Origin of the sequence: Streptomyces sp. NPDC093600, from assembly GCF_044764755.1 — a bacterium.
Taxonomy (GTDB): Bacteria; Actinomycetota; Actinomycetes; order Streptomycetales; family Streptomycetaceae; genus Streptomyces.
Window position 1 is genome coordinate 110,728 of the sequence record NZ_JBIWIU010000013.1, and the last position, 16,235, is coordinate 126,962.

Here is a 16,235-nt window from a genome sequence, read left to right on the forward strand (position 1 = left end):
TTGGGCCGATGAGATCGCTCGCGCTGTACGGAGCCCTCGGTTCGCTGGTCCTCACGTCCCTGGCCGTCGCGCCGGCCGGGGCCCTGGACGCTCCGCCCGCCGAGACCGTCGGCACCCTGGCGGCGGCCCGCAGAGCCGCCGCCGAGGGCATCCGTTTCGGCGCCTGCCCGGCGGCCGAGCAGCTGCCCCCGTCGGTCCGGTGCGGCACCGTCCGGGTCCCGCTCGACTACGCCGACCCGAACGGCACCCGGATCGGGCTCACGGTCAGCCGGATCGAGGCCACGGGCCCGGCCGCCGACCGCCAGGGCGCGCTCGTCTTCAATCCCGGCGGCCCCGGTGCCTCCTCGACGTACTTCCCGCTGGTCGCGAAGCTGCCCGCCTGGAAGCGGATCTCGGCCGCGTACGACCTGGTCGGCTACGCCCCGCGCGGTGTGACGGGCAGCTCGGCGCCGGTGTCCTGCCAGGATCCCGCCGACCGCGTCAAGGGCCCCTCGCCGGCGCCGACCGAGCCGTCCGAGGTCTTCAAACAGGAGCGGATCGCCCGCGCGAAGACCTACGCCCAGGGCTGTGCGACCCGCACCGGCACGGGGCTGCGGCACTACCACTCGCTCAACAACGCCCGCGATCTGGAGGTGCTGCGCGCGGCGCTCGGCGAGCCGAAACTGACGTACATGGGCGGCTCCTACGGCACGTACTTCGGCGCGCTGTACGCGACGCTCTTCCCGCAGCGGGTCCGCCGGATGGTGTTCGACGCGCCGGTCCATCCCGATCCGCGGCAGATCTGGTACGTCAACAACCTCGACCAGTCGCTCGCCTTCGAGCGCCGCTGGGCCGACTTCCGCACCTGGGTCGCCAAGCACCACAAGGTGTACGGCCTGGGCACGACGGCGGGCGAGGTGAACCGGAACTACGAGAAGGTGCGCGCCGAACTCGCGGCCCGGCCCGCGGGCGGGAAGGTGGGCCCGGGGCAGCTGCACGCGGCGATGCTCCGGACCGGGTACGACGACTCCTTCTGGGCGCCTCGGGCCGCCGCGCTCTCGCGGTATCTGAAGGGCGATCCGCAGCCGCTGATCGAACAGGCCGCCCCGCCAGAGGAGCCGTCGGGACAGGGCGGCGGGGACCCGGGCAACGGAGCCGCCGTCTACACGGCGGTGGAGTGCAACGACGCGCCCTGGCCGGAGGACTTCGCCGTCTGGGACCGGGACAACACCCGGCTGGCGAAGCTGGCCCCGTTCGAGACCTGGGACAACGTCTGGACGAATCTGCCCTGCGCCTACTGGAAGACGCCGCGGCAGAAGCCGCTGGACGTGCGGACGGGGGCGGGGGTGCTTCCGCCGGTGCTGATCCTGGCCTCCGAGCGGGACGCGGCCACGCCGTACGAGGGGGCGCTGGAGCTCCAGCGCAGGCTGTGGGGGTCGGCGCTGGTGACCGAGCGGGACGCCGGTACGCACGGCATCGGCGGCGGGCCGAACGCCTGCGTGAACGGCCATCTGGAGAGGTATCTGCTCACCGGGGCCGTGCCGGGGAAGACGCCGGTGCGGCGCGCGTCGTGCGCGCCGCACCCGGAGCCGGACCCGGTGTCGCTGGAGCGGCGGGCGGAGTTCCGCGCACCGTCTGATCTTCCGGGTCGGGGGGTGACGGCCCGGCTGGGCGCCGGGATGTCACCAGGTCGTCAGGGGCTGTCCGGCTGATCGGAGCCGGACAATCCCTGGGGCGGGCCGGGCCGTCAGGCCAGGCCCGCCACCAGCTCGGCGACGCTCTTGCGCCGGCCGGTGTAGAACGGGACCTCCTCGCGGACGTGCATCCGCGCCTCGGAGCCGCGCAGGTGGCGCATGAGGTCGACGATGCGGTACAGCTCGTCGGCCTCGAAGGCCAGCAGCCATTCGTAGTCGCCGAGCGAGAACGAGGCGACCGTGTTGGCGCGGACGTCGGGGAAGCCGCGGGCCATCTTGCCGTGGTCCGCGAGCATCCGGCGGCGGTCCTCGTCCGGCAGCAGGTACCAGTCGTAGGAGCGGACGAAGGGGTAGACGCTCACGTAGTCGCGGGGCGTCTCGTCGGCCAGGAAGGCCGGGATGTGCGACTTGTTGAACTCGGCGGGGCGGTGCAGCGCCATGTTCGACCAGACCGGCTCCAGGGCGCGGCCCAGCTTGGTGCGGCGGAAGAGGTTGTACGCCTCCTGGAGCTCGTCGCTCGTCTCGGCGTGCCACCAGATCATGACGTCGGCGTCGGCGCGCAGACCGGAGAGGTCGTACGTGCCGCGGACGGTGATGTCCTTGGCGGCGAGCTGGTCGAAGAGCTCCTGGACCTCGTCCGCGTAACCGGCGCGGTTCTCGGGCAGGACGTCGCGCAGCTTGAACACGGACCACAGGGTGTAGCGGATGACCTCGTTGAGGTCCTTCGCCTTCTTACCGGCGTTCGGGATCTTTTCGGGCGCACTCATACGCCTATTCTCGCCCGTCACGGGCAGTGCCCCGCACCAGGGTCCGCCGTTTCCGACGTGGCGATGATCTCGTCGGCGGCGCGGTGGGCGGAGGCGATGCAGGCGGGGACGCCGACGCCGTCGTAAGCGGCTCCGGCCAGGCGCAGTCCGGGCAGGCCGGTGACGGCCTCGCGGACGCGGGCGACGCGGGCGAGATGACCGACGGGGTACTGGGGCAGGCCGCCGATCCAGCGGGTGACGGTGGTGGCGACGGGCCGGGCGGCGAGGCCGGTGGCGGTGGCGAGGTCCTTCGTCGACGCCGCGACGAGGTCGGTGTCGTCGCGGTGGACCTGCTCCTCCTCGCCGTAGCGGCCGACGGAGGTGCGCAGCAGGAAGAGGTCGGGCGCGGCGTCGGTGACCCACTGCCACTTCTGGCTGGAGAAGGTGGACGCCTTGATGGTGTGTCCGTCGACGGGCGGCACGAGGAATCCGGAGCCGGGCAGATCCTGGACGTCGGAACGCCGGAAGGCGAGGGTGACCAGGGCCATCGAGGCGTACTCGACGGCGTCGAGCTCCGCGGCGGCGGCCGGTGCCTCCTCGGCGAGCAGTGCGGCGGTGGTCCGGGCTGGGGTGGCGAGGACGACGCCGTCGGCGAAGAGGACGCGGCCGCCCGCGACGATCCGCCACCGGGTGCCCCGGGCGTCGGTGGCGGCGGCCAGCCGCGCGGTGGCGGAGGCGGAGGCCACGGCGGCGCCGGCCACGGTGGCGGCGGCCAGGCCCGCGGCGGTGGAGGCGTCGTACGCTCCGCCCTCCCCCGCCGGGACGCGGCGCAGCTCCGTCACCGGGGCGTGGGTCAGGATCTCGCCGCCCGCGGCGCGGATCGCGTCGGCCACCGCCCCGGGCAGGGTGCCGATGCCGCCCCGGATGCCCATGAACGCGGAACCGCCCAGGCCCGTACCGGCGCCGGCCGCGTCGGAGGGGGTGGCGGCGCCCGCCCGCTGCACGGCCCGGACGGCGGCGGTGAGGGTCGGGTGGACGCGGGCGGCGTCGAAGAGCTTGGGGACGGCGGCCCGCATCGAGATGCGGTAGGCGTCACCGGCGTAGACGCCGCCGAGGAGCGGCTCGACCAGCCGGTCGACGACCTCGTGGCCCATCCGTTCGGCGACGTACGCGCCGATGGCGATGTCGTCGCCGATCTCGGTCGCGGGCAGGTCGCGGTCCTGTCCGACCCGCCGCACGCCCTCCTCGGAGAGCAGTCCGCAGACCGACGCGCCGTCCGCCGGAACGCCCATCACATGGCCCTTGGGCATGGGGACGAGGCGGCCGCGGGACCAGACGGAGGCGGTGGTGGTGGCCGGCGCCTGGAGCCGGTCGCCGAGGCCGACGGCCCGCGCGAGGGCGACCGCCTCGGGTCGGCGCGCGAGCAGCGACTCGGCGCCGAGGTCGACGGGGGCACCGGCGATCTCCCCGGCGAGCAGCTTGCCGCCGAGCCGGTCGCCGCCTTCGAGGAGGGTGACCCGCAGGCCGGCCGTGACCAGCCGGTGGGCGGCGGCGAGTCCGGCGATACCGCCCCCCACGACGACGACGTGCCCCAGCGACCTGCCCGTGGTGTCCGCGTTCATGGGTCCACTCTCTCAAACCGGCCGCGTGCCCCGTTCCGAGGCCGGAACGTGACCGCTTCGCTATCGCGCGAGGGCAACCCGCGCCCCGTCCGGTACGTCGAACCGGCAACACTCGTCACCACCTCCGGGGGGACCCACATGCGTGGAGCACGAAGAGCGGCCGTGGCGCTGCTGACGGCTTCTCTGGCACTGGCCGGCTGCGGGGCGTCGGACGACGCCGGCGCCGAGAGGAGCCTGAGCGACGCCAAGGCGGCGCCCGAGGCCGAGGATGCCGCCGGCCGGGGCCCCGCGTCCGGCCAGGCGCGGGACCAGGACCACGCCCAGGGCCAGGGGTCGGCGGCCGAGAAGCCCGCCGCGGTGCCCCGGCAGCACATCGTCCGCACCGCCGAGCTGTCCGTGGAGGTCGGGGACGCGGAAGAGGCGCTGGCGACGGCCCGGCGGGTCACCGAGGCCGCGGGCGGCCACGTCTCCAACGAGTCGACCGAGCGGGTCGACGACACGCACGTGGCCTCACGGGTGGTCCTGCGGGTGCCGCAGGAGCGGTACGAGGCGGTCCTGCGCGACCTGGCGGGCACCGGAAGGCTGCTCTCGCGCACGGCGGACGCGAAGGACGTCACCGAGCAGGTGGTCGACGTCGAGAGCCGGATCGCCACCCAGCGGGCCAGTGTGGAGCGGGTGCGCAAGCTGATGGAGCGGGCGACCGGGCTGGGCGATGTGGTCAGCCTGGAAGGGGAGCTGAGCCGCCGTCAGGCCGATCTGGAGTCGCTGCTCGCCCAGCAGGCCTCGCTGAAGGACCGTACGACACTGGCGACGATCACCCTCGAACTCACCGAGAAGGAGACGGAACGAGCGGAGCGGGCCGACGACCGTCCGGGCTTCCTCGACGCGCTCGCCGGTGGCTGGAGCGCGTTGGTGACGGCGCTGGCCTGGGTCGGCATCGTCCTTGCGGCGCTGGCGCCGTGGCTGGCGCTGGCGGTGGCCCTGTACGCGGTGTGGCGGTGGCTGGTCAGGCCGCGGCTGCCCCGCCGTCGCCCCCGGGAGCCGTGGCAGCCGTCCCGGCAGGATCCGCCGGCCGGGGCGACGTCGGCTCGGGCGCCGGGAGCTGACGCGCCCTCGGCCTCCTCGGCGCAGCGGGAGGACTGAACGACCGCCCCGACGTAGCGTGTTCGTATGAGCGAACGACTGGTGGTCATCGGTGGAGACGCGGCGGGCATGTCCGCCGCGTCGCAGGCACGCAGGCTGCGGGGGCCCGGGGAGCTGGAGATCGTCGCCTTCGAGCGCGGCCGTTTCGCCTCCTTCTCGGCCTGCGGTATCCCGTACTGGGTCGGCGGTGACGTCGACGAGCGCGACGACCTGATCGCGCGCACGCCCGAGGAGCACCGGGCACGGGACATCGATCTGCGGATGCGGACCGAGGTGACGGAACTGGACGTGGACGGGCAGCGCGTGCGGACCCGGGACCTGGAGTCGGGCGCCGAGGCGTGGACGGGCTTCGACAAGCTGGTGATCGCGACGGGTGCCCGTCCCGTGCGGCCGCCCCTGCCGGGTATCGACGCCCAGGGCGTGCACGGGGTGCAGACCCTGGACGACGGGCAGGCCCTGCTGGACTCGCTGGAGCGCGCGAAGGGCCGGCGGGCGGTGGTCGTGGGGGCGGGCTACATCGGCGTGGAGATGGCCGAGGCGCTGCTGAAGAGGGGCTACGAGGTGACGGTCCTGAACCGGGCCGAGCAGCCGATGTCGACCCTGGATCCGGACATGGGCCGGCTGGTGCACAAGGCCATGGACGGCATGGGCATCACGACGGTCGGCTCGTCGGCCGTCACCGGGATCCTCACGGGTGGGGACGGCCGGGTCCGCGCGGTGGCGACGGAGGACGCCGAGTATCCGGCGGACGTGGTGGTCCTGGGCATGGGCGTGGAGCCGGAGACGGATCTCGCCCGGGCGGCCGGGCTGCCGCTGGGCTCGTACGGTGGGCTGCGCACCGATCTCGCGATGCGGGTGCGGGGCCACGAGAACATCTGGGCGGGCGGCGACTGCGTCGAGGTACTCGACCTGGTGTCGGGGCGCGAGCGCCACATCGCCCTGGGGACGCACGCCAACAAGCACGGTCAGGTCATCGGCTCGAACGTGGGCGGCGACTACGCCACGTTCCCGGGCGTGGTCGGCACGGCGGTGTCGAAGGTGTGCGAGCTTGAGATCGCGCGGACGGGTCTGCGGGAGAAGGACGCCCGCGAGGTCGGGCTGACGTACGTCACGGTGACGGTCGAGTCGACCAGCCGGGCGGGGTACTACCCGGGCGCGGCCCCGATGACGGTGAAGATGCTCGCCGAGCGCCGTACGGGCCGGCTGCTCGGGGTGCAGATCGTGGGCCGGGAGGGCGCCGGCAAGCGGGTGGACATCGCGGCCGTGGCGCTGACGGCCGGGATGACGGTGGAGCGGATGACGGCCCTGGACCTCGGCTACGCCCCGCCGTTCTCGCCGGTGTGGGACCCGGTCCTGGTCGCGGCGCGGAAAGCGCTGGCCGCCGTTCGAGCGGCGGGCTAGGCCGGGTCGCCCGGCGCTCACCCGCGTGGTGGAGCGGTACGAGCAGCGGGTGGCCCGAGCGGCGCAGTGACCCATGGTGACGAGTTGCGGCGCTGCTATCACCGTGGGTAACTCGATCACATGATCAGACACACCGTGCGCGCACTGTGCGCCGCCTCCCTCGTCATCGCCCCGCTCGCCCTGAGCACGCCCGCCCACGCCGCGACCGTGTGCACGGTCAACGGCCTCTCGAGCCCCGACGGAAACGTGACCGGGACGGCCGGCAACGACTACATCGAGTGCGCCTCGGTGGACTCCGGTGACACGGTCAACGGCCTCGGCGGCGCCGACATGATCGTCCTGACCGGCCCCGTCGGCGGCACGGTCTCCGCCGGCGACGGCCGGGACTATGTGCACGTCACCGAGGACGGCACGGTCAGCGGCACCGTCGGCGCCGGCGCCGACGGTGACTACGTCGAGGTGGAGGGCAGCATCGCGCCCGGCGCGAAGGTCTACGGCGACGCGGGCAACGACTATCTGCGCATCCTCGCGAACTTCGGCGTCGTCCAGGCCGGCACCGACAGTTCGCGCGTCCTCGCGAAGGGAGGCGTCGTGGACGCCGGCACCGGTTTCGACCTCTGCCGGGTCGTCGGCGACACGCCGTCCAACTGCGAGCTCTGAACCGACGCGCCGCCGCCCCCGCCCGGTGACCGGGTGGGGGCGGCGGCGCGTCGGTTCCCGGATCAGCGGGCGGTGCGCGTGTGGACGTACTCCACGAGACGCGTCAGCGCGTCCGGGTCGGTCGTCGGCAGCACGCCGTGGCCCAGGTTGAAGACGTGCCCCTCCAGGCCCTTCGCGGCGGCCAGGACCTCGTCCGTCTTGGCCTCCACCGCCTCCCGCGAGGAGAACAGCACGGCGGGGTCGAGGTTGCCCTGGAGGGCCTTGCCCGGGCCGACCCGGCGGGCGGCCTCGTCCAGCGGGACGCGCCAGTCGACGCCGACGACGTCCGCGCCCGCCTCCCCCATGAGACCGAGGAGCTCGCCCGTCCCCACACCGAAGTGGATGCGCGGCACACCGTAGGACGCCACGGAGTCGAAGACCTTGGTGGAGGCCGGCATCACCGAACGGCGGTAGTCGGCCGGGGCGAGCGCGCCCACCCAGGAGTCGAAGAGCTGGACCGCGGACGCGCCCGCCTCGATCTGGACCTTGAGGAAGGCCGAGGTGATGTCGGCGAGACGGTCGAGCAGCTCGGCCCAGAGCTCGGGATCGCCGTACATCAGCGCCTTGGTGTGCTCGTGGTTGCGGGACGGACCGCCCTCGACGAGGTAGCTCGCGAGGGTGAAAGGCGCGCCCGCGAAGCCGATGAGCGGGGTGGAGCCCAGTTCGGCGGTGAGCATGCCGATGGCCTCGGTGACGTACGAGACGTCCTCGGGCGTCAGGTCGCGCAGCCGGGCCAGGTCGGCGCGGGTGCGGATCGGTTCGGCGACGACCGGGCCGACGCCGGGCTTGATGTCGAGGTCGACGCCGATGGCCTTGAGCGGGACGACGATGTCGCTGAAGAAGATCGCCGCGTCCACCTTGTGGCGGCGCACGGGCTGCAGCGTGATCTCGGTGACCAGCTCGGGCCGCATGCAGGACTCGAGCATCGGGATGCCCTCGCGGACCTTCAGGTACTCGGGCAGCGAGCGCCCGGCCTGCCGCATGAACCAGACGGGCGTGTGGGGCACGGGCTCGCGCCGGCACGCCTTCAGGAACGGGGAGTCGTACGTCTGCGGCTGCTGCTTCGTCGGGTGGCCCGAGGGGGCGTCGTTGGCACTCACGCCCAGAATCTTCGCATGTGCGCGGAAGCCGCTCGCCCGGGCCGGGTGTCCCTCCCTGCGCGAGGGCCCCGTTCCGCCTACTCTTCCCCGCATGGCTGCGGCTCAGGGACATTTTTCCGATCATTCCGACGGCGACGAAGGGGCGGGCGAGACGGCGGGCACCGCCTCGAACGGCACGGAGGCGAACCCGGTGCCGCCCGCGTTCCGGCGGGCGGTCGAGGCACTGCGTTCGGCCCGGCCGCGGCCGGAGATCGAGATCGATCCGACCCGGCCGCCGCAGCGGCTCGCCCCGTACGCGTACGCGCTTGAGGCGGCCGTCGTCGAGGGCGAGGAGGACCTGGCCGACGGCAGACTCGTCCTGCTGCACGACCCGGCCGGGCACGACGCCTGGAAGGGCGAATTCCGGCTGGTGACGCTGGTACGGGCGGAACTGGAGCCGGAGATGGCCGCGGACCCCCTGCTTCCGGAGGTCTGCTGGTCCTGGCTGACCGGCGCCCTGGAGGCGCGCGGCCTGCCGTACGGGGAGGCGAGCGGCACCGTCACCATGGCGGGCTCCCACTACTTCGGCGGGCTCGCGGACCGTCGTCCGGCGACCCAGATCGAGATCCGGGCGTCATGGACGCCGAGAGAGGGGCTCGCCGGGGCCCCGGACACCGGGGGGCATCTGGCGGCGTGGTGCGATCTGCTCTGCCAGATCGCCGGGCTGCCCCCGGCGTCCCTCGATCCGGGAGCGGGCACCACGTCGGGCGCGGGGGTCGTCTCACTGCCCCAGCGCCGGGGGCCGCAGCAGCCCTAGGTTCCGTGCGCCCCGACCCGCCGGGCGGGCGCCTAGAACGGGTTTGCCGCGGGTCACCCGCACGGAGGCTCATTCGTAGGATGATCGATCACTCGTCTGAATTGCCCGAATTGTTACTCAGCAAATCGTGATCTTTCCCTAAAGGCGGGCGCCTCAGCTGCCGAAGAGGTCAATGACCCCTTCACCGCACGGGTCGCCCCCGGCTTCTTCCCCGAGCCGGCTCCGTCCCGCATCTCCCCAGGAGGCCGTGTGTCCGTTCTCCTCGAGCAGCCCGCAAGCCTGGTCGCCTACCGACCCAACAAGCCGACCGCCATGGTCGTCGTGGCCGACCCGCGCGTCCGCTCCACCGTCACCCGCCACCTGTGGGCCCTTGGAGTACGAGACGTCATCGAGGCGTCGTCCATCGCGGAGGCCCGCCCCCGCGTGGGCAACCCCCGCGACATCTGCGTGGCCGACGTCCACCTCCCCGACGGCAGCGGCCTCACGCTGCTGTCCGAGACCCGCGCCGCGGGCTGGCCCAACGGCCTCGCCCTCTCCGCGGCCGACGACATCGGTGCCGTACGCAACGCCCTGGCCGGTGGTGTCAAGGGCTATGTCGTCACCGGTACGCGTACGAACATCGGGCATCCCACCCGCCCCGGCGCCGCCCCGATCGGCGCCGCGGCCGCCCGCCTCGGCCACCGCCGCCCCCCGGGTGCCCCGAGCCACCCGGGTGGCTACCGCGAGCTCTCCGGCCGCGAGGTCGAGGTGCTTCGGCTGGTCGCCGAGGGCCAGTCGAACAAGGCCATCGGCGTCTCGATGGGCCTGTCCGCGCTGACCGTGAAGAGCCACCTCGCCCGGATCGCCCGCAAGCTGGGCACCGGCGACCGCGCCGGCATGGTCGCGGTGGCCCTGCGCACCGGCATCATTCACTGAACCGGGACCGCTCCCCCGAGCGGTCGAGGCAAGATCGGCGCCTGCCGACGGAACGTTCCGTCGGCAGGCGCTTGCCGTTCGCAGATACCCTTGACAGGTGACCGACGCCCAAGAGACCGCAGCAGACACAGCACTGCGAACCACCGGGGGCGCCCCTCCGGACGACGACGTCCCTGCGAACGGGCTGCCGATCCCCTTGCTGGAGCCCCGCGAGGGCATCCCGCCCGTGGTGGCGACCGACGAGGCCCTGGCCGACGTGATCGCCGCCTTCGCCGCCGGCCGCGGCCCGGTCGCCGTGGACGCCGAGCGCGCCTCCGGCTACCGCTACGGCCAGCGCGCCTACCTCGTCCAGCTGCGCCGCGAGGGCGCGGGCAGCGCGCTCATCGACCCGGTGGGCTGCCCCGACCTCTCCGGCCTCGGCGAGGCGCTCGCCGGGACCGAGTGGATCCTGCACGCCGCCACCCAGGACCTGCCCTGCCTGCGTGACATAGGCATGGTGCCCACGCGTCTCTTCGACACCGAGCTGGCCGGACGGCTCGCGGGCTTCCCCCGCGTCGGCCTCGGGGCGATGGTCGAGTCCGTCCTCGGCTACGCCCTGGAGAAGGGCCACTCCGCGGTGGACTGGTCCACCCGCCCGCTGCCCGAGCCCTGGCTTCGGTACGCCGCGCTGGACGTCGAGCTGCTCGTCGACCTGCGTGACGCGCTGGAGAAGGAGCTCGACCGGCAGGGCAAGCTGGACTGGGCCCGGCAGGAGTTCGACGCGATCGCCTCGGCCCCGCCCGCCCCGCCGCGCGTCGACCCGTGGCGGCGCACGTCCGGCATGCACAAGGTGCGACGCCGTCGCCAGATGGCGGTGGTGCGCGAGCTGTGGACGGCCCGGGACCGGATCGCCCAGCGCCGGGACGTCTCCCCCGGCAAGGTGCTGAGCGACGCGGCGATCGTGGAGGCCGCCCTGGCAGTGCCGCCGAACGTCGCGGCCCTCACGGCGCTGCCGGGCTTCGGCCACCGCATGGGCCGCCGCCAGCTGGAGCAGTGGCAGGCCGCCGTGGAGCGGGCGAAGGCTCTGCCGGACCATGAGCTTCCGCAGCCCGGCCAGCAGGTCGCCGGCCCGCCGCCGCCGCGCGCCTGGGCGGACAAGGACCCGGCTGCCGCCGCCCGGCTTTCGGCGGCGCGCGCGTCGGTCTCGGCCCTGGCGGAGGAGCTGAACCTGCCGCAGGAGAACCTGATCACCCCGGACACGGTCCGCCGCCTGTGCTGGGAACCGCCGGCGCCGGCCACCCCCGACACGGTCGCCGCCGCCCTCACCGGCTACGGCGCCCGCCACTGGCAGGTGGAGCTGGTGACCCCGCTCCTGCTGACGGCGCTGTCGGCGACCGCGTAACCGTGTTCCGCCCCGACGAGAAGCCCCTGGCGCCCCGCGCCGGGGGCTTTCGCGTACCCCCGTTCCGGTGTGACCTTCGCCGCTCCACCCCCAGGGGCTGGGCAGCATGGTTACCCGCAAGTAGCATGGGGGAGCAAGCGCGCGCTTAGGCGTGCGCGGCAGCAGTGCAGTGCCATCCCGCACCTGGAGGAGAGCCATCGTGCCTCGTACCGTCAGGGACGTCGTCTTCGTCGACGGCGTCCGCACCCCGTTCGGCAAGGCGGGCCCGAAGGGCATCTACCACGAGACCCGCGCCGACGACCTCGTCGTGAAGGCCATCCGGGAGCTGCTGCGCCGCAACCCCGGCCTCGACCCCGCGAAGATCGACGAGGTCGCGATCGCGGCGACCACGCAGATCGGTGACCAGGGTCTGACCCTCGGCCGCACCGCCGGCATCCTCGCCGGGCTGCCGCAGTCCGTCCCGGGCTACTCCATCGACCGCATGTGCGCCGGCGCGCTGACCGCCGTGACCAGCGTCGCCGGTTCGATCGCCTTCGGCGCGTACGACGCCGTCATCGCCGGTGGTGTCGAGCACATGGGCCGTCACCCCATGGGCGAGGGCGTCGACCCGAACCCGCGCTTCGTGAGCGAGAAGCTGGTCGACGAGTCCGCCCTGTTCATGGGCATGACCGCCGAGAACCTGCACGACCGCTACCCGAGCATCACCAAGCGGCGCGCCGACGAGTACGCCGTGCGCTCGCAGGAGAAGGCCGCCAAGGCGTACGCCGACGGCAAGATCCAGCAGGACCTCGTGCCCGTCTCGGTGCGCCGCACCAGCCCGGAGGCCGGCGAGACCGGCTGGGGCCTGGTCACCGCCGACGAGCCGATGCGCCCGGGCACGACCCTGGAGTCGCTGGCGAACCTGAAGACGCCGTTCCGCGTCCACGGCAACGTCACCGCCGGTAACGCGGCCGGTCTCAACGACGGCGCCACCGCCTCGATCATCGCCTCCGAGGACTTCGCCCGCGAGAACGGCCTCCCGGTCAAGATGCGCCTCGTCTCGTACGCCTTCGCCGGCGTCGAGCCGGAGGTCATGGGCTACGGCCCGATCCCCGCGACCGAGAAGGCCCTCGCCAAGGCCGGCCTCTCGATCGAGGACATCGACCTCTTCGAGATCAACGAGGCGTTCGCGGTCCAGGTCCTGGCCTTCCTGGAGCACTACGGCATCGCCGACGACGACGCCCGCGTCAACCAGTACGGCGGCGCGATCGCCTACGGTCACCCGCTGGCCTCCTCGGGTGTGCGTCTGATGACTCAGCTGGCCCGCCAGTTCGAGGAGCAGCCGGAGGTCCGCTACGGCCTCACCACGATGTGCGTCGGCTTCGGCATGGGCGCCACCGTGATCTGGGAGAACCCGAACCACAAGGACGCCGGAGGCAGCAAGTGAGCACCACCGCAGAGCTTTTGAAGGGTGCGGCCGAGCTGTTCCCGGACGAGGTCGTCACCAGTGCCCACGTACGGCACTTCGAACTGCCCGCCGGAGCGGGCCGGTTCGCGCTGATCACGCTGGACAACGGCTTCGACCACACCAAGCCGACCACCTTCGGCCCGCAGTCGCTGGCGAACCTCAACACCGCCATCGACCAGGTCGAGGCCGAGGCCGCGAACGGTGAGATCGTCGGCGTCGGCCTCACCGGCAAGCCGTTCATCTTCGCCGTCGGCGCCGACCTCAAGGGTGTCGAGCTGCTGAAGCGGCACGAGGACGCGCTCGCCATCGGCAAGGGCGGCCACGACGTCTTCAAGCGTCTGTCGTCGCTCGCCGTGCCGACCTTCGCGTACTACAACGGCGCTGCGATGGGCGGCGGTGTCGAGGTCGGTCTGCACTGCACCTACCGCACCGTCTCCAAGGCCCTGCCGGCCTTCTCGCTGCCCGAGGTCTTCCTCGGTCTGGTCCCGGGCTGGGGCGGCTGCGCGATCCTGCCGAACCTGATCGGTGCCGACAAGGCCGTCTCGGTCATCATCGAGAACTCACTGAACCAGAACCGCCAGCTCAAGGGCGCGCAGGTCTTCGAACTCGGCATCGCCGACGCCATCTTCGAGGGCGCCGACTTCCTGGAGCAGTCGCTGATCTGGACGGCCTCCGTCCTCAACGGGACCGTCACGGTCGAGCGTCCCGAGGTCGACCGCGGTGAGGGCTGGGACGCGGCCGTCGCCAAGGGCCGGTTCATCGCCGACTCCAAGGTGCACGGTGCGGCCCCGGCCGCGTACCGCGCCCTGGACATCATCGCGGCGGCCAAGGACGGCGACCTGCAGAAGGGCTTCGACGCCGAGGACCAGGCCCTCGCGGACCTGATCATGGGCGGCGAGCTGCGCTCGGGCATCTACGCCTTCAACCTGGTGCAGAAGCGGGCCAAGCGCCCGGCCGGTGCCCCGGACAAGTCCCTGGCCCGCCCGGTCACCAAGGTCGGCGTCGTCGGCGCCGGTCTGATGGCCTCGCAGCTGGCCCTGCTCTTCCTGCGCCGCCTGGAGGTGCCGGTCGTGCTGACCGACATCGACCAGGAGCGCGTCGACAAGGGTGTGGGCTACGTCCACGCCGAGATCGAGAAGCTGCTCGGCAAGGGCCGGATCAACCAGGACAAGGCCAACCGTCTCAAGGGCCTGGTCTCCGGTGTCCTGGACAAGGCCGAGGGCTTCGCGGACGCGGACTTCATCATCGAGGCCGTGTTCGAGGAGATGAGCGTCAAGCAGAAGGTGTTCGCGGAGGTCGAGGCGGTCGCCCCGGCGCACGCGATCCTCGCCACCAACACCTCCTCGCTCTCCGTCTCGGAGATGGCCTCCAAGCTCCAGCACCCGGAGCGCGTGGTCGGCTTCCACTTCTTCAACCCGGTCGCGATCCTCCCGCTCCTGGAGATCGTGCGCGGCGAGAAGACGGACGACGCCTCGCTCGCCACCGCCTTCGGCGTGGCGAAGAAGCTGAAGAAGACCGCGGTCCTCACCAAGGACGCCCCGGCGTTCGTCGTGAACCGCATCCTGACCCGCTTCATGGGCGAGATCCAGAACGTCATCGACGAGGGCACCCCGGTCGAGACGGCCGAGAAGGCCATCGAGCCGCTCGGCCTGCCGATGTCGCCGCTGGTCCTCCTGGAGCTCGTCGGCCCGGCCATCGGTCTGCACGTCTCCGAGACGCTCAACAAGGCGTTCCCGGACCGCTTCAAGGTCTCCCCGAACCTTGCCGCCGTCGTCAAGGCCGGCAAGCGCGGCTTCTACGTCTACGACTCCGGCAAGCCGGAGCTGGACCCCGAGGTCGCCGCGCTCCTGAAGCAGGGCGACGTCGTCCTGACGGAGGAGCAGGTCCGCGACCGCGTCCTGGACGCGGTGGCGCAGGAGATCGGCCTGATGCTGGAGGAGGGTGTCGTCGCCGAGGCGCAGGACGTCGACCTCTGCCTGATCACGGGCGCGGGCTGGCCCTTCCACCTGGGCGGCATCACGCCGTACCTGGACCGTGAGGGCGTCTCCGAGCGGGTGAACGGCAAGCGCTTCCTCGCCCTGGGCGTGGCGAGCGTCCCGGCGTAACCCCGGCACGGCACGCGGATCCGGCGGCCCCGGCACCTCTTCCCGGTGCCGGGGCCGCCGTCCGTCCGAGGGCGGCCCGAAGTCCCGTACCGCCGACGGGAGTCGAAAGCCTGTCTATAGTGCGAACCCATGACGGAGATACCGACCTCGTCCCGTGGGCGCGCCTCCCGGCGCGGACCCCGCACGCGCGGGCAGCGCGTCCGACGCGCTCTGCTGTGGACCCTGCTGATCGCCGTGGTGGGCGTGGGCTCCAGCGGGTACTGGAGCTACTCCCGCATCGACGGCAACATCAAGGGCGTCGATCTCGACAAGGCGCTCGGCGACGACCGTCCGCCGCGGCGGCCGACCACCGGGCAGAACCTGCTGGTGCTCGGCTCGGACTCGCGGGCGGGCGCCAACGGGGCGCTGGACGGCGGCACGGTGGCCGGGGCCCGCTCGGACACCGCGCTGGTGGTGCACATACCCGAGGGCCGGACCCGGGCCACCGCGATCAGCATCCCGCGCGACACGCTCGTCACCCGGCCGGTGTGCCGGAAGCCCGACGGCGGTACGGCCCCGTCCGCCCAGCGGGTGATGTTCAACTCGGTGTACGCGCAGTACGGTCCGGCGTGTGTCGTGAAGACGGTCGAGACGATGTCGGGTGTCCGGCTCGACCACTACATGGAGATCGACTTCGCCGGCTTCAAGGACCTGGTCGACGCGATCGGCGGGGTCACCGTCCACCTCGACGAGCCCATCGAGAACGGCCCGGGCGGGCTGGACCTCGCGGCCGGTCCGCAGCGGCTGAACGGCACGCAGTCCCTCGCGTACGTACGGACCCGGTACGGCGTCAAGGACGGCAGCGACCTCGGCCGCATCGGGAACCAGCAGAAGTTCCTGATGGCCCTGCTCACCGAGGTGAAGAAGCAGGACCTGCTCGGCAGCCCGGCCAAGACCTACAAGATCGCCGACTCGGCCACCAAGGCGCTCACCACCGACTCCGACCTGGCTTCGCTGACCGCGCTGAGCGAGTTCGCCCGCTCCATGAACGGTGTCGACCCGGCCGCCATGGAGACGATCATGCTGCCGGTGGCGTACGACAAGCAGGACCCGAACCGGGTCGTCGCCGCCGAGCCGAACGCCTCCCGGCTGTGGCAGGCGATCCGCGCGGACCTGCCCATCCCGGAGTCGGCGAAGAGGTCCCCGGCCACCGGAGGCTGACATCCTG

Annotated in this window: 13 protein-coding genes; 10 read left to right on the top strand and 3 right to left on the bottom strand. The window is 72.7% G+C overall.

From position 1 onward, the window contains the following. The first annotated feature begins 8 nt into the window (after positions 1-8). Positions 9-1,691, top strand: coding sequence for an alpha/beta hydrolase (locus ACIRB4_RS27215; RefSeq protein ID WP_403294825.1), 1,683 nt, complete (start codon positions 9-11; stop codon positions 1,689-1,691). 35 nt (positions 1,692-1,726) lie between these two features. On the opposite strand, the gene hemQ is transcribed toward ACIRB4_RS27215, so the two are convergent. Both hemQ and hemG read right to left on the bottom strand, forming a co-directional pair. Then, entirely contained in the window at positions 1,727-2,440 is a 714-nt protein-coding gene (hemQ, locus tag ACIRB4_RS27220) for a hydrogen peroxide-dependent heme synthase (protein ID WP_403294826.1), read from the bottom strand. 17 nt (positions 2,441-2,457) lie between these two features. Then, complete coding sequence (gene hemG, locus ACIRB4_RS27225; RefSeq protein ID WP_403294827.1) at positions 2,458-4,041, bottom strand: protoporphyrinogen oxidase; 1,584 nt, start codon at positions 4,039-4,041, stop codon at positions 2,458-2,460. 138 nt (positions 4,042-4,179) lie between these two features. On the opposite strand from hemG, the gene ACIRB4_RS27230 reads away from it, so the two are divergent. The 3 genes from ACIRB4_RS27230 (at position 4,180) to ACIRB4_RS27240 (ending at position 7,245) form a co-directional block, all read left to right on the top strand. Beyond that, entirely contained in the window at positions 4,180-5,184 is a 1,005-nt protein-coding gene (locus ACIRB4_RS27230) for a DUF4349 domain-containing protein (RefSeq protein ID WP_403294828.1), read from the top strand. 27 nt (positions 5,185-5,211) lie between these two features. After that, on the top strand, positions 5,212-6,585 hold the full coding sequence (locus tag ACIRB4_RS27235; protein WP_403294829.1) for an FAD-dependent oxidoreductase: 1,374 nt from the start codon (positions 5,212-5,214) through the stop codon (positions 6,583-6,585). Positions 6,586-6,705: 120 nt separating this feature from the next. Continuing rightward, positions 6,706-7,245 (top strand): hypothetical protein, encoded by a 540-nt coding sequence (locus tag ACIRB4_RS27240; protein ID WP_403294830.1) that lies wholly within the window; start codon positions 6,706-6,708, stop codon positions 7,243-7,245. A 62-nt stretch (positions 7,246-7,307) separates the two neighbouring features. Here ACIRB4_RS27240 and hemE read toward each other — a convergent pair whose 3' ends face one another. After that, entirely contained in the window at positions 7,308-8,384 is a 1,077-nt protein-coding gene (gene hemE, locus ACIRB4_RS27245) for a uroporphyrinogen decarboxylase (protein WP_403294831.1), read from the bottom strand. A gap of 91 nt (positions 8,385-8,475) precedes the next feature. Here hemE and ACIRB4_RS27250 point away from each other — a divergent pair, with 91 nt between their 5' ends. The 6 genes from ACIRB4_RS27250 (at position 8,476) to ACIRB4_RS27275 (ending at position 16,228) form a co-directional block, all read left to right on the top strand. Next, entirely contained in the window at positions 8,476-9,180 is a 705-nt protein-coding gene (locus tag ACIRB4_RS27250; RefSeq protein ID WP_403294832.1) for a DUF3000 domain-containing protein, read from the top strand. Positions 9,181-9,429: 249 nt separating this feature from the next. Beyond that, the gene (locus ACIRB4_RS27255; RefSeq protein WP_015037008.1) at positions 9,430-10,095 is read left to right on the top strand and encodes a response regulator transcription factor; all 666 of its coding nucleotides are present in this window, start codon (positions 9,430-9,432) and stop codon (positions 10,093-10,095) included. 97 nt (positions 10,096-10,192) lie between these two features. Next, entirely contained in the window at positions 10,193-11,476 is a 1,284-nt protein-coding gene (locus ACIRB4_RS27260) for a ribonuclease D (RefSeq protein WP_403294833.1), read from the top strand. Between the two features lie 199 nt (positions 11,477-11,675). Continuing rightward, positions 11,676-12,902, top strand: a complete 1,227-nt coding sequence (locus tag ACIRB4_RS27265) for a thiolase family protein (protein ID WP_403294834.1) — start codon at positions 11,676-11,678, stop codon at positions 12,900-12,902. Then, on the top strand, positions 12,899-15,028 hold the full coding sequence (locus ACIRB4_RS27270; RefSeq protein ID WP_403294835.1) for a 3-hydroxyacyl-CoA dehydrogenase NAD-binding domain-containing protein: 2,130 nt from the start codon (positions 12,899-12,901) through the stop codon (positions 15,026-15,028). The genes ACIRB4_RS27265 and ACIRB4_RS27270 overlap by 4 nt, the downstream gene beginning before the upstream one ends. Positions 15,029-15,157: 129 nt before the next feature. Then, on the top strand, positions 15,158-16,228 hold the full coding sequence (locus tag ACIRB4_RS27275) for an LCP family protein (RefSeq protein WP_403294836.1): 1,071 nt from the start codon (positions 15,158-15,160) through the stop codon (positions 16,226-16,228). Positions 16,229-16,235: the final 7 nt, after the last annotated feature.

Coding starts and splice junctions, on each gene's coding strand:
- ACIRB4_RS27250 (WP_403294832.1), top strand. CDS start 8,476: ATGGCTGCGGCTCAGGGACATTTTTCCGATCATTCCGACGGCGACGAA.
- ACIRB4_RS27275 (WP_403294836.1), top strand. CDS start 15,158: ATGACGGAGATACCGACCTCGTCCCGTGGGCGCGCCTCCCGGCGCGGA.
- hemG (WP_403294827.1), bottom strand. CDS start 4,041: ATGAACGCGGACACCACGGGCAGGTCGCTGGGGCACGTCGTCGTCGTG.
- ACIRB4_RS27240 (WP_403294830.1), top strand. CDS start 6,706: ATGATCAGACACACCGTGCGCGCACTGTGCGCCGCCTCCCTCGTCATC.
- ACIRB4_RS27230 (WP_403294828.1), top strand. CDS start 4,180: ATGCGTGGAGCACGAAGAGCGGCCGTGGCGCTGCTGACGGCTTCTCTG.
- ACIRB4_RS27235 (WP_403294829.1), top strand. CDS start 5,212: ATGAGCGAACGACTGGTGGTCATCGGTGGAGACGCGGCGGGCATGTCC.
- ACIRB4_RS27215 (WP_403294825.1), top strand. CDS start 9: ATGAGATCGCTCGCGCTGTACGGAGCCCTCGGTTCGCTGGTCCTCACG.
- hemQ (WP_403294826.1), bottom strand. CDS start 2,440: ATGAGTGCGCCCGAAAAGATCCCGAACGCCGGTAAGAAGGCGAAGGAC.